The sequence below is a fragment of the Pseudomonas sp. LBUM1641 genome (genome assembly GCF_059716235.1).
The window spans coordinates 3,082,096-3,095,465 of record NZ_CP166815.1 but is presented as its reverse complement, the minus strand read 5'-3'; the positions used below and the strand labels follow the sequence as shown (position 1 = coordinate 3,095,465).

The window sequence follows — 13,370 nt, the reverse complement described above, 5'->3', positions numbered from 1 at the left end:
GCTCCCACACAAGCCAGTACACCTGCAGGATCATTGTTTACTTCTTGTCGCTCAGCTGCATCTGCCCATCCCAACCACCGCCCAGCGCGGCGATCAGTTGCACGCTGGCAACCAGCCGGGTTTGCAGTAAGGTCAGCACCGTGCGCTCGTTGCTCAGGGCCGTCGCTTGCACGGTGACCACGTCGAGATAGGCGATCAACCCGGCCTTGTACTGGTTCTGGGTCAGGCGCAGGGATTCGCGGGCAGCTTCAAGGGCCTCGTTACTGACGACCGCCTCGTCTTCCAGGACCTTGAGCTGGACCATGTAGTTTTCCACTTCGCGGAAACCGTCGAGTACGGTCTGGCGATACTTGGCTACGGTTTCGTCGTAGGACGCTTCGGCGCGGTCGACTTCCGCCGAACGCTGGCCGCCGTCAAACAGGGTCATGGCCAGTTTCGGTCCCACCGACCAGAAGCGGTTCGGCAGGCTGATCCAGTCGGCGTAGGTGCTGCTGGAATAGCCGCCGGCCAGGCTCAGGGTCAGGTCCGGGTAGTACGCGGTCTTGGCCACGCCGATATTCGCGTTGGCCGCGATCACCGAGCGCTCAGCCTGGGAAATATCCGGGCGGCGTTCCAGCAGTTGCGACGGCAGGCTCACCGGAATCTGCGGCAGCGCCGGAATGTCCTTGCTCACCGCCAGGTTGAAGTTGGCCGGCGGCACACCGGTCAACACGGCAATTGCGTTTTCCAGCTGCGCGCGCTGCCAGATCAGGTCGATCATGCTGGCCTGGGTGCTTTTCAGCTGGGTCTGGGCCTGGGCGATGGCGTCCTTGCCCGAGACACCGGCGCGGTACTGGTTCTGGGTCATTTGCAGGGAGCGTTGGTAGGTGTCCACCGTGGCTTGCAGCAAACGGGTCTGTTCGTCCATGACCCGCAGTTGCAGGTAATCCTGCACCAGCTCCGATTGCTGGCTCAGGCGCATTGCCGCAAGGTCCGCTGCGCTGGCTTCGGCGCTGGCTTCATTGGCTTCCAGGCCCCGGCGCAGCTTGCCCCAGATATCGGCTTCCCAGCTCACGCCCAACTGGGTGTTCAGGGTGTCGCGGATACCGCTGCTGGAGCTGCTGAGGCTGGCGTTACTGCTGCCGGTACCCTGGCTGGCCCGGCTTTTCGAGGCGCTCAGGTCAACCGTGGGGAAGAACGCCCCACGGGCATTGCGCACCTGCGATGCCGCCTGGCGATAACGCGCCTCGGCCTGGGCCACGGTCTGGTTGGAGTTGTTGAGTTTTTCTACCAGTTCATTGAGTTGTTTGTCGCCGTACAGCTCCCACCAGGCCCCTCGGGCCAACGAGTCGCTGGGCGCGGCCTGGCGCCAGCCCTGGGCTTCCTTGTACTGGGCCGGTTCGGTCAATTCGGGGCGTTTGTAATCCGGGCCCACGGCGCAGGCGCTGAGCATCAGCACGAGGCCCACTGTAGGAGCGAGCTTGCTCGCGAAAAGCCTGAGAACACCAGGTTCATTCAGGATGCCAGCGTTATCGTTGACGCCCTTCGCGAGCAAGCTCGCTCCTACAGGGGAACGCGTTGAATCGGTCATAGCGCAGTGTCCAGGGCAGCATCGGTACGCACTCCGCGCCAGCCGTTGAAACGGTGGCTCAGGCGGTCGAGATAAAGGTAAACCACAGGCGTGGTGTATAGGGTCAGGATCTGGCTGAACACCAGCCCGCCAATAATCGTCAGGCCCAGGGGCTGGCGCATTTCCGCGCCTTCGGCACTACTGAGCAGCAACGGCACGGCACCCAGAATCGCCGCCAGGGTGGTCATCAGGATCGGGCGCAGCCGCACAAGGCAGGCGGCGCGGATCGATTCCAGCGGGGTCATGCCTTCCTTGCGCTCCAGTTGCAGCGCAAGGTCAATCATCAGGATCGCGTTTTTCTTCACCACCCCGATCAGCAGGAACAGCCCCAGCAGCGAGATCAGGCTGAACTCGCCCCCCAGCAGGTAAATCGAGAGCAAGGCACCCACCCCGGCCGACGGCAAGGTCGACAGAATCGTCAGCGGGTGAATGTAGCTCTCGTACAGAATCCCCAGTACCAGGTACACCGCCACCAGCGCACCGAGGATCATGAACGGCTGGCCTTTCTGGGTGGCGGCAAAAGCATCGGCAGTACCGGCCATCTTCGCGATCACATCTTCGGGCAGGCCGACCTTGGCAATCGCCCGCTCGATGGCGGCCGTGCCCTGCTCCACCGTGACCCCGGGTGACATATCGAACGCAATATTTTCCGAGGCAAACTGGCCTTCATGGCTGACCCGGTCATCCGCCAGGCTGTTTTCATAGTGGGCGATCGCCGACAGCGGAACGCGCGCGCCGGTGGAGGTGATCACCTGCACCTGATTCAGGGTGATCGGGTCCTGGGCGTACTTCGGATTGACCTCCATCACCACCTGGTACTGGTTGAGGCTGTCGTAGATGGTGGAAATCTGCCGCTGGCTGTAGGCGTTGTTGAGCACGGCGGTGACCATGTCCATATCAATGCCCAGGCGCTTGGCCTGGTCGCGGTCGACAATCAACGTCACCTGGGCCGCGCCGCGCCCTTCACGGGCATCAATGGCGGTCAGTTCCGGCAGCTCACGCAGCGCGGCGACCACTTTCGGGTACCACAGACGCAAGGCCGCGAGGTCGCCGCTTTGCAGGATGTAGGAATACTGCGAGGTGGTCTGGTCACGACCGCCACCAAATTGCAGGTCCTGGTCAGCCATCAGCATCAGGCGCCCGCCAGGCACCAGTGGCACGTTCTTGCGCATGCGCTCGATCACCGCCTGGGCGGAAATCTTGCGTTCGCTGATAGGCTTGAGCCGCACCAGCATCACCGCGTTGTTGGTGCCACTGTTGCCGCCAATAAAGCCCGCCACGCTCAATACGGCGGGATCCTGCAGGACCGCCTTGCGGAAGATTTCCATCTTCGGCTGCATCACGGTGAATGACAGCCCGTCATCGCCGCGCACAAAGCCGATCAATTGCCCGGTGTCCTGCTGGGGCATGAAGGTTTTCGGCACCACCACATACAGCGCGACGTTGACACCAATGGTCACGAACAGGCTGAGCAGCGTCAGGCGTTTGTGGCGCAATACCCAATCCAGGCTGCTGGCGTAGCCTGCAACCATACGGTCGTTGATCTTCTGGCTCCAGCGCTGCAAGCCGGTCTCCTGGCCTTTGACATGCGGCTTGAGCCAGCGGGCGCAGAGCATCGGGGTCAGGGTCAGCGACACCACCAGCGAGACGATGATCGCCGCCGCCAGGGTGATGGAGAACTCGCGGAACAGGCTGGTGACGATCCCGCCCATGAACAGGATCGAGAGGAACACCGCCACCAGCGAGACGTTCATCGACAGCAAGGTGAACCCGACTTCCTGTGCGCCCAGGTACGCCGCCTTCATCGGTGGCACGCCTTCGTCGATATGCCGGGAAATGTTCTCCAGCACCACGATGGCATCGTCCACCACCAGGCCGGTGGCAAGGATCAGCGCCATCAGCGACAGGTTGTTCAGGGAGAAGCCGAACAGGTACATCACCGCAAACGTGCCCACCAGCGACACCGGCACCGCCAGGGTGGGAATCAGCGAGGCACGGAAGTTACCGAGGAACAGGTACACCACCAGGATCACCAGGGCCACGGCAATCAGCAAAGTCATCTCGGCTTCATGCAAGGTGGCGGTGATCACCGGCGAACGGTCCATGGCCAGGTTCAGCTTGACGCTGGACGGCAACACCGCCTGCAAGGCCGGCAATTGCGCCTTGATCTGCTTCACGGTCTCGATGATGTTGGCACCGGACTGTCGGTTGATCACCAGCAACACCGCCGAGTCGTTATTGAAGAAGCCGCTGTTGTAGCGGTCCTCGACGCCGTCGCTGATCTTCGCCACATCCCCCAGGCGCAAGGCCGCGCCATTCTGGTAGCGAATCAGCAGCGGTTCGTAGTCCTTGGCCTTTTCCAGCTGATCGTTGGCCTGGATCTGCCAGTTGCGCTGGCTGTCTTCCAGCGAGCCCTTGGGCCGGCGCACGTTGGCATTGGCGATGGTATTGCGCACATCGTCCAGGGCCACACCGTACTGGTCGAGGGCCTTGGCTTCAAGTTCGATCCGCACGGCGGGCAAGGAGCTGCCGCCGATCTGTACTTCACCCACCCCCGGCACCTGGGACAGGCTCTGGGACAGGATGGTCGAGGCCAGGTCGTATAACTGGCCCTTGGGCAATACGTCCGACGTCAGTGACAGCACCATGATGGGCGCCTGGGACGGGTTGATCTTCTTGTAGGTGGGCATGCTGCGCATGCCGCTGGGCAGCAGGTTACGCGAGGCGTTGATGGCCGCCTGCACTTCCCGCGCCGCGCCGTTGATGTCGCGATCGGAGTCGAACGCCAGAATCACCCGGGTCGAACCCTGGCTCGACGAGCTGCTCATGGTGGTAATGCCGGCAATCGCGCCGAATGAGCGCTCCAGCGGCGTGGCCACTGTCGACGCCATCACCTCGGGGCTGGCCCCCGGCAAGCTGGCCGACACCACGATCACCGGAAAGTCGATCTGCGGCAATGGCGACACCGGCAGCAGGTTGAAGCTGACGCCGCCCAGCAGCATGATCGCCAGGCTCAGCAGCATGGTCGCTACCGGCCGGCGAATGAAAGGTCCGGACAGGTTCATGGCTCAACCGGCTCCAGGCGCACGGGTTCTTTGCGCCAGCGACGGCCGAGGCGGTCGAAATACAGGTAGATCACCGGGGTGGTAAACAGGGTCAACACCTGGCTCACCAGCAGCCCACCGACCATCACCAGGCCCAGGGGCTGGCGCAGCTCCGCACCGGAACCGGTGGCGAGCATCAATGGCACGGCACCGAACAGCGCTGCCAGGGTGGTCATCAGGATCGGCCGGAAACGCAACAGTGCCGCCTGGTAGATCGCGGTTTGCGGGTCTAGGCCCTGGTTGCGTTCAGCGTCGAGGGCGAAGTCGATCATCATGATCGCGTTCTTCTTCACGATACCGATCAACAGGATGATACCGATGATCGCGATCATCCCCAGGTCATTGCCACTGAGCAGCAAGGCCAGCAACGCCCCCACCGCTGCCGAGGGCAAGGTCGAGAGAATGGTGATCGGGTGGATATAGCTCTCGTAGAGCACACCCAGCACGATGTACATGGTGACCACCGCCGCCAGGATCAGCAGCAAGGTACTCGACAGCGAAGCCTCGAACGCCTGGGCTGCACCCTGGAATTGAGTCTGCACGCCGACGGGCATGCCAATGTCTTTCTGCGTCTGGTTGATCAGCTCCACGCCCTTGCCCAGCGCAACGCCGGGGGCCAGGTTGAACGACATCATCACCGCCGGGAACTGGCCGATATGCGCAATTGCCAACTGGGCCTGGCGCTGTTCCACATGGGCCAGGCTCGACAGCCGCACCTGGCCGCCGTCGGTGGTTTTCACGTGGATCTGGTTCAGGGCGTCCGGGCCGAGGGTTTCACCGGATTGCGCCTGCAACACCACACGGTACTGGCTGGCCTGGGTGTAGATGGTGGAAATCTGTCGCTGGCCAAAGGCGTCGTACAGCGCATCCGTGATGGTCGACACCGACACACCAAGGCGCGACGCGGCGTCGCGGTCGATCACCAGGTACACCTGCAAGCCTTTGTCCTGCAGGTCGCTGGCGACGTCGGACAGTTCCGGCAACTGGCTGAGGGCGTGCACCAGCTTTTCGCTCCACAGCGCCAGCAACTCGGCGTCCGGTGAGGACATGCTGAACTGGTACTGGGTGCGGCTGACGCGGTCTTCAATGGTCAGGTCCTGCACCGGCTGCATGAACAGGCGGATGCCCACCAGCTTGTCCAGTTGCGGTTGCAGGCGCGTGATGATCTGCGCCGCGCTGAGGTCCCGTTCGCCGTGGGGCTTGAGGTTGATCAGCAGGCGGCCGCTGTTGAGGGTGGCGTTATCGCCGTCCACCCCGATGTAGGACGACAGGCTCTCCACCGACGGGTCTTCGAGGATGATCTTCGCCAGTTCCTGCTGGCGCTGGCTCATGGCCGCAAAGGAGATCGACTGCGGCGCTTCGGAAATGCCCTGGATTACCCCGGTGTCCTGCACCGGGAAGAAGCCCTTGGGCACCACCAGGTACAGCACCACGGTCAGGCCCAAAGTGGCGATGGCCACCAGCAGGGTCAGCGGCTGGTGTTTGAGCACCCACTGCAATTTGCGCCCGTAGGCTTCGATCAGCCAGTCGATCCAGGCGCCGCTGGCCTTGTAGAAACGGCCTTGCTCTTCTTCCTTGGGTTCGCGCTTGAGCAAACGCGCGCACATCATCGGCGTCAGGGTCAGGGACACCACCAGGGAAATCAGGATCGCCACCGCCAGGGTGATGGCGAATTCACGGAACAAGCGCCCCACCACGTCGGCCATGAACAGCAACGGGATCAATACGGCGATCAGCGACAGGGTCAGGGAAATCAGGGTGAAACCGATCTGCTTGGCGCCCTTGAGCGCCGCCGCCATGGGCGTCTCGCCTTCCTCGATATAGCGGGAAATGTTCTCCAGCATCACGATGGCGTCGTCCACCACAAACCCGGTGGCAATGGTCAGGGCCATCAGCGTCAGGTTATTGATGGAGAAGCCGGCGAGGTACATCACGCCAAAGGTGCCCACCAGGGACAGTGGCACGGCAATGGACGGAATGATGGTGGCGCTGAAGCGGCGCAGGAACAGGAACGTCACCATCACCACCAGGGCAATGGCGATCAGCAATTCGTGTTGTACGTCACGGACCGAGGCACGGATGGTTTGGGTCCGGTCAGTGAGCACCGTCACGTCGAGGCCGGCCGGCAGGTTGTCGGTGATGCTCGGCAACAATGCCTTGATCCGGTCCACCACTTCGATGACGTTGGCCCCGGGCTGGCGCTGGATATTCAGCAAGACCGCCTGGTTTTCATTGGCCCAGGCCGCGAGGCGCTCGTTCTCGGCGCCGTCGACGATCTGCGCCACATCCTTGAGCCGCAACGGCGCGCCGTTGTTGTAGGCAAGGATCAGCTCGGCGTATTCCTTGGGCGAGACCAACTGGTCGTTGGCGTCGAGCATCGACACCCGCGTAGGGCCGTCGAAGTTGCCCTTGGGCTGGTTGACGTTGGAGGCCGCGATCAGTGTGCGCACGTCCGACAGGTTCAGGCCGTTGGCCGCCAGGGCTTCCGGGTTGACCTTGATCCGCACTGCCTGGCGCTGGCCACCGGCGATGCTGACCATGCCGACGCCGCTGATCTGCGCGATTTTCTGCGCCATGCGCGTGTCGACCAGGTCATTGAGCTTGGGCAGCAACATGGTCTTGGAGGTGATGGCCAGGGTCAGTACCGGGGTGTCCGCCGGGTTGACCTTGTTGTACACCGGCGGTGCCGGCAAGTCCTTGGGCAGCAGGTTGGTGGCGGCGTTGATCGCGGCTTGCACCTGTTGCTCGGCGACATCCATGTTGATGTCGAGGTTGAAGCGCAGGGTCAGCACCGAGGCGCCGCCGGAGCTGGTGGACGCCATCTGGGTCAGGCCGGGCATCTGCCCGAACTGACGCTCCAGGGGCGCCGTCACCGCGCTGGTCATCACGTCCGGGCTGGCGCCGGGGTACAGCGTCATCACCCGGATGGTCGGGTAATCCACCTGGGGCAAGGCCGAGACCGGCAACAGGCGATAAGCGATCGCACCGGCCAGAACAATGGCCAGCATGCTCAGGGTAGTGGCTACCGGGCGAAGGATGAACAGCCGCGAGAGGTTCATGCGCCGCCCTTTTGCGCCTTGCCGGCGTCAGCCGGGCCTTGTTGCGTCTTGGCTGCCGGCTGGCCCTGGAGGTGTTCGGTCGGCGTGGTCGGCACGTCGCTGCTGTCGTTGACCACTTCAATATCGCTGCCGTCCTTCAGGCGGTCGGTGCCTTCCAGTACGACGCGGTCGCCGGCGGCCAGGCCTTGCTTGATCACGGTGTTGTCGCCGTCGGAATCACCGATCACCAGCGGACGTACCTTGACCTTCTTGTCGCCATCGAGCACGTAGACAAAGGTGCCGGTGTTGCCGAACTGAATCGCTGCAGACGGCGCCAGCACCACGTTATGCAGGGTGTCGGCCAGCAGGTGCACGTTCACGAACTGGTTGGGGAACAGCGCTTGGTCCTTGTTATCGAACCGCGCCTTGAATTTGAGGGTACCGGTGGTCACGTCGATCTGGTTGTCCAGGCTCTGCAACACGCCGCTGGCTTTCAGGGCCACATCGCCACGGTCCCAGGCTTCTACCGGCAGCTTGTTGCCGGCGTGATAGCGCGCCAGCACGGTTTCCAGGGTGTTTTCCGGCAGCGTGAAGGCCACGCTGATGGGTTGGGTCTGAGTGATCACCGCCAGGAAGGTGGTGTCGTTGGCGGCGACAAGGTTACCTACGTCCACCTGGCGCAGGCCGACACGCCCGGTAATCGGGGCGCGGATCTTGGTGAATTCGAGGTTGAGCTTGGCGTCGTCCACCGCGCCCTGGTTGGTCTTGACCGTGCCCTGGTACTGCAACACCAGCGCTTCGGCGGTGTCCAGGGTTTGCTTGGCGATACTGTCTTGCGCATACAGGTCGCGATAACGCTGCACGTCGACCTGGGCATTTTTCAACTGGGCCTGGTTCTGCAGCAACGTGCCCTGGGCCTGAAGCAAGGCATTCTGGTAACTGCGCGGGTCGATTTCCGCCAGCAAGTCACCGGCCTTGACCATCTGCCCTTCTTCAAAGGCGATCTTGACCAGCTCTCCCCCTACCCGGCTGCGCACATTGATGGTGTTCAATGCCGTGACCGTGCCCAGTGCCTTGTAGTACACCGGGAACTCCCCCTGCACAGCAGGTGCCACACGCACCGGCACCGGGCCAGTAGAACCACCAAAGCCCGGGCGCATCATGCCCGACTTGCCGGCATGCCCGGCGGGCTTCTTCTCGGCGCTGTCTTTGTGGCTGCCGGGCCAGAACTTCCAGCACAAGCCGGCAATAACCAGCAGCACGAGCAGGCCGAACAACCAGCGGCGGGAGTGACGAGGGGTGGATTGCATGGAGTGATCAACCATTGGGTGCGAGAGCTTCTTCTTCGGGAGGCTGAAAGATAAGCACTGGGGCGCGTTAAGAAAAGCGCCTTTACCGGCTATTTACCTTGGACTTACAACTTTTAACTTCTTTGCTTAGTCCATTGGCTATCCGGCTAAGCGTCTGAAGCACAAATAAAAACGGCCTGGACTAGGCCAGGCCGCAATACTGCATCCTACGTGTTACTGCAAAACGACAGTCACGCGTAGTTACAGTTACTTCAAAACAGCCAGGGCTGCTTCGTAGTTTGGCTCTTGGCCAATTTCGCTGACCAGTTCGCTGTGCAGCACGTTGTCGTTCTCGTCCAGCACTACGACCGCGCGGGCGGTCAGGCCTTTGAGCGGGCCATCAGCAATCGCAACACCGTAGTCGACAGCGAATGCAGCCTCACGGAAGTCCGACAGGTTCTTCACGTTTTCCAGGCCTTCGGCACCGCAGAAACGCGCCTGGGCGAATGGCAGGTCAGTGGAGATGCACAACACCACGGTGTTGTTTACGTCGTTGACCTGGGCGTTGAACTTGCGAACCGAAGTGGCGCAGGTCGGGGTATCAACGCTTGGGAAGATGTTCAGCACTTTGCGCTTGCCGGCAAAGGTCGCCAGGGTCGCGTCGGACAGATCGCCAGCAGTCAGGGTGAAGTCTGGCGCCTTGGCGCCGACTTTCGGCAAATCGCCTTCGACCTGGACAGGGTTGCCTCGGAGGGTAACTTGAGCCATGAACGGAATCCTTCTAGTGGTGGTAGTGAAACGAATTTCAGGTGCCGAAGTTAAACACAAAGTTCGATGGGCACCTATGGTCGGACGCAAATTGTCATGGTGCGAGGCTCAACGCCCCGCCGCCACGAACCCGCGCTGCAGATCTTCGATCAACGCTTCTACATCCTCCAGGCCCACGTGCAGGCGCACCACCGGGTTCGACCCGCGGTCGGCAGCGCTCTGGCGATCTTGCGTGTCGGCCAGGGTGACCAGGCTTTCATAGCCGCCCCAGGATGCGCCCAGGCCAAACAGCTGCAGGCCGTCGATAAAACGCTCCACATAGCCTGCATCGGCATTATTGAGTTCGAACGAAAGCAGGCCATTGCTGCCGCTGAAATCACGCTTCCACAGCGCATGCCCCGGATGCTCGGGCAAGGCCGGATGAAACACCCGCTTGACCTGCGGCTGCACCTGCAACCATTGGGCAATCGCCAGCGCCTGGCGCTCGTGCACGTCCAGCCGGGAAGCCAGGGTGCGTGCGCCACGCAGGATCAGGTAGGCATCGTCGGCGCTCACCGCATTGCCAAAGGTATCGCTGATTTTCGCCAGGGCTGGCCATGCGGCTTCGGTAGTACAGACGCTGCCCATCATCACGTCGCTGTGGCCGCCGAGGTATTTGGTCAGGGCCATGATGGAGATATCGGCGCCCAACGCCAGCGGACGGTACAGGTAGGCTGCGCCCCAGGTATTGTCCACCGCCAGCAAGATGCCGCGCGGCTTGCACAGTGCGGCTATCGCGGACAGGTCGCACAGTTCATACAACAGCGAACCGGGGACTTCTGCATAGACCATTTTGGTGTTGGCTTGCAGTTGCGCTTCCAGCCCGCTGCCGTCCGGGCTGAAGTAGCTGACTTCGATGCCGAATGGCTGGAGGAACTCGCTGGCCAGCTTGCGCACCGGCGAATACACGGCGTCGGTGATCAACACATGGTCGCCGGGCCGCAGGTAGGCCAGCAACGTCTGCGCCGCTGCGGCGAGACCCGTGCCATATAACCGGGTGCGGTAGCCGCCTTCCAGTTCGGTGACCAAATCTTCCAGCGCAAACGCAGTGGGATTGCCACGTGCGCCGTAGCTCAGGACCCGCTCACTGTCGCGTCGGGAGCGGGCGTCACGCATCTGGGCCAGGTTGTCGAACAGCACAGTGCTCAGGCGGGTGATCGGTATGTTGACCGCCCGACCACCATTACCCCCTTCAGTACGCGCCGCATGAATCAACCGGGTACGCACGCGCGACGCGGGCAACAAGGGTTTGAGACTGGCGATTTCCGCTTCGCTCATCTGTGCCAGCAGGCCGATTTCCCAAGCCAGGTACTGGCGGGCGGCGTCCTTGTTGCCGCTGTGGCGGTCGTGGGTAAAGAACAAAAAGTCGATGCATTGATTGTCGGATGGTGTCTGCGCGTCCTCGATCACCGGCAAACCTGCCGCCACCCAAGCCCCATAGCCACCGTCGAGCAGGCGCACATCGTCGCCCAACTCCAGCGCAGCAAAAGCAGCCAGCGCCGGATCATCCGCCACCAGCACTAACGGACGCGCACCGGCGGTCAACCGCGAACGAATCGACCAGCGCGAACCGGCAATCCGGCCCTTGCGATGGGTCATGCTCGGGCGCAGGTCCACCAGGTCAACGGTGCCATCTTTCAACGCGTCAGCCAGCGCCTGCACCGATATCACCGGCAGCGCTTCAAAGGGGACAGCCCCCTTTACCTCCAGCGCCAATCCACTGTGGATTCCACCCTCCAGCACATACGCCTCATGCCCCAACTGGCGCAGCCAACTGGCGACAATCGGCGCACGCACGCCGTCGCTGTCCAGCAGCACCACCCGTGCCTGACGCACGCCGATGTACAGGTCGGTGGACTGGACCAACTGCCCGCCCGGCGTATGTCGCGCCCCTGGCAAACTGCCGGCGGCAAATTCTTCGGCGGTGCGCACATCACACAGGAACAGGCTGCGAGCCGGGTCCGCTGCCCATTGGCGAACCTGCTCCGCCTTGACACTGACCACCCCTGCCCGCTCCGCCAATTGCCGGGCGGCTTGGCGCTGCTGCACCAGATCAGTAGAGACTTGATCGGCATAACGGCGGGTGCTGCCATGCTCCAGTTTGAAATCCGCCAGGTACCAACCCTGGGTACCGTTTTCCAATGCATAAACCGGGTTCTTCACGCCGAGGTTGATCAACGTCTGGGCGCCGATAATGCTGCGGGTACGGCCGGCGCAATTGACCACGATCGGCGTCGTCTCATCCGGCACCAGGTCGTGCACGCGGTAACCCAGCTCACCGTTAGGGCAGCAGATGGAGCCAGGAATGGTCATCTTGCGGTATTCATCAAACGGCCTGCCGTCCAGCACCACCAGCGGCGCGCCATTGGCTTGCCACTCCGCCAGTTGCTGCGCGGTGACGTGGGGCGTGTGGCTGGCTTCTTCCACCAACTCGCCAAAAGCCTTTGACGGTACATGCACCCCGGCAAACAGCTGCAGGCCCGCAGCCAGCCAACCGTCAGCACCCCCTTCCAGTACATGCACATGCCGGTAGCCCAACGCCTGCAAGCGCAGCGCCGTGCGCGCAGCCACATCGCCGCCGTCCTGATCGTAAATCACCAGGCGCACCTGAGGGTTGGGCGCCAGGCGCTGCACCTCCAGTTCCAGGCGGCTATAGGGCAGGTTTACCCCGTGAAACAGATGGGCCTCGCCGTATTGGCCGTGCTCGCGTACGTCGAACAGGGCGATTTCCTGGCCGTCGAACAGCCATTGTTGCAATTGCCCGGGTGTGATGGTCTGGCTCATGGAAGTCCCGCAAAAAAAGATGAGTTACTGCAAGGCCAACGAACGCTCGCCGGCGGCGACTTCGCGTCCCTTGGCGTAGGCCCGCTGGACCGCCGGGCGCGCCTTGATGCGCAAACGCCAGGCCTGGATGTTCGGGTAGTGGGCCAGGTCCTGGCCTTGGCGCAGGGGCTGGATCCACGGGAAGATCGCCATATCGGCCACCGAGTATTCGCCTGCGACATACGGCACCTCGGCCAAGCGCTGCTCCAGCACCCGATACAGACGCGTGGCTTCGGCGTTCAGCAGGTCGAGGGCGAAGGGAATCGGCTCCGGGGCCTTCTCCTTGAACAGCTGCAACTGGCTCAGGTACGGGGTGATATGCCCCACCTGCCAGAACAGCCATTCCTGGACCTTCTGGCGCTCGGCAGTGCCGGCGGGGGGCAGGAAGCGCCCGGCCTTGTCCGCGAGGTAGTTCAGGATCGCCCCGGACTCGAACAGGCTCAGGGGTGCTTCAAGGCTGTGGTCGACAATCGCCGGAATCCGCCCATTCGCACTGATGCGCTGGAAGCTTTCCTGCTTCTGCGCGCCTTCGCGGATGTTGACCGGAATCAGGCGGTACTCCACCTCCAGCTCTTCCAGCAGGATGCCGACCTTCAGGCCATTGCCGGTGGGCCAGTAATACAGATCAATCATAAAAAACCCTGGATGAACGCGGATCTAATTGTGGGAGCGGGCTTGCTCGCGAATGGGGTGTGTCAGC

The 13,370-nt window shown here is 62.5% G+C and carries 7 protein-coding genes; all 7 read right to left on the bottom strand.

Annotated features, from left to right (window positions below):
- Nucleotides 1–37: 37 nt before the first annotated feature.
- The gene (locus ACA046_RS14110) at nucleotides 38–1,432 is read right to left on the bottom strand and encodes an efflux transporter outer membrane subunit (RefSeq protein ID WP_497677083.1); all 1,395 of its coding nucleotides are present in this window, start codon (nucleotides 1,430–1,432) and stop codon (nucleotides 38–40) included.
- Between the two features lie 134 nt (nucleotides 1,433–1,566).
- Nucleotides 1,567–4,674, bottom strand: coding sequence for an efflux RND transporter permease subunit (locus ACA046_RS14105; protein WP_497676793.1), 3,108 nt, complete (start codon nucleotides 4,672–4,674; stop codon nucleotides 1,567–1,569).
- Nucleotides 4,671–7,772 carry an MdtB/MuxB family multidrug efflux RND transporter permease subunit gene (locus ACA046_RS14100; RefSeq protein WP_076013869.1) on the bottom strand — a complete coding sequence of 1,034 codons (3,102 nt, stop codon included), beginning with the start codon at nucleotides 7,770–7,772 and terminating at the stop codon, nucleotides 4,671–4,673. Before ACA046_RS14100 ends, ACA046_RS14105 begins: the two co-directional genes overlap by 4 nt.
- A complete protein-coding gene (locus ACA046_RS14095; RefSeq protein WP_076013868.1) occupies nucleotides 7,769–9,076 on the bottom strand; it encodes an MdtA/MuxA family multidrug efflux RND transporter periplasmic adaptor subunit in 1,308 nt (435 codons plus the stop codon). The genes ACA046_RS14100 and ACA046_RS14095 overlap by 4 nt, the downstream gene beginning before the upstream one ends.
- Before the next feature lie 231 nt (nucleotides 9,077–9,307).
- A complete protein-coding gene (tpx, locus tag ACA046_RS14090; protein WP_003207496.1) occupies nucleotides 9,308–9,808 on the bottom strand; it encodes a thiol peroxidase in 501 nt (166 codons plus the stop codon).
- A 108-nt stretch (nucleotides 9,809–9,916) separates the two neighbouring features.
- The gene (metC, locus tag ACA046_RS14085; protein WP_459028576.1) at nucleotides 9,917–12,631 is read right to left on the bottom strand and encodes a cystathionine beta-lyase; all 2,715 of its coding nucleotides are present in this window, start codon (nucleotides 12,629–12,631) and stop codon (nucleotides 9,917–9,919) included.
- A gap of 24 nt (nucleotides 12,632–12,655) precedes the next feature.
- On the bottom strand, nucleotides 12,656–13,303 hold the full coding sequence (locus ACA046_RS14080) for a glutathione S-transferase family protein (RefSeq protein WP_459028574.1): 648 nt from the start codon (nucleotides 13,301–13,303) through the stop codon (nucleotides 12,656–12,658).
- Between the last annotated feature and the right edge of the window lie 67 nt (nucleotides 13,304–13,370).

What these genes read in the sequence shown, in the direction of transcription:
- ACA046_RS14110 (WP_497677083.1), bottom strand. Translation starts at nt 1,432, where the DNA reads ATGCTCAGCGCCTGCGCCGTGGGCCCGGATTACAAACGCCCCGAATTG.
- metC (WP_459028576.1), bottom strand. Translation starts at nt 12,631, where the DNA reads ATGAGCCAGACCATCACACCCGGGCAATTGCAACAATGGCTGTTCGAC.
- tpx (WP_003207496.1), bottom strand. Translation starts at nt 9,808, where the DNA reads ATGGCTCAAGTTACCCTCCGAGGCAACCCTGTCCAGGTCGAAGGCGAT.
- ACA046_RS14100 (WP_076013869.1), bottom strand. Translation starts at nt 7,772, where the DNA reads ATGAACCTCTCGCGGCTGTTCATCCTTCGCCCGGTAGCCACTACCCTG.
- ACA046_RS14080 (WP_459028574.1), bottom strand. Translation starts at nt 13,303, where the DNA reads ATGATTGATCTGTATTACTGGCCCACCGGCAATGGCCTGAAGGTCGGC.
- ACA046_RS14105 (WP_497676793.1), bottom strand. Translation starts at nt 4,674, where the DNA reads ATGAACCTGTCCGGACCTTTCATTCGCCGGCCGGTAGCGACCATGCTG.
- ACA046_RS14095 (WP_076013868.1), bottom strand. Translation starts at nt 9,076, where the DNA reads ATGGTTGATCACTCCATGCAATCCACCCCTCGTCACTCCCGCCGCTGG.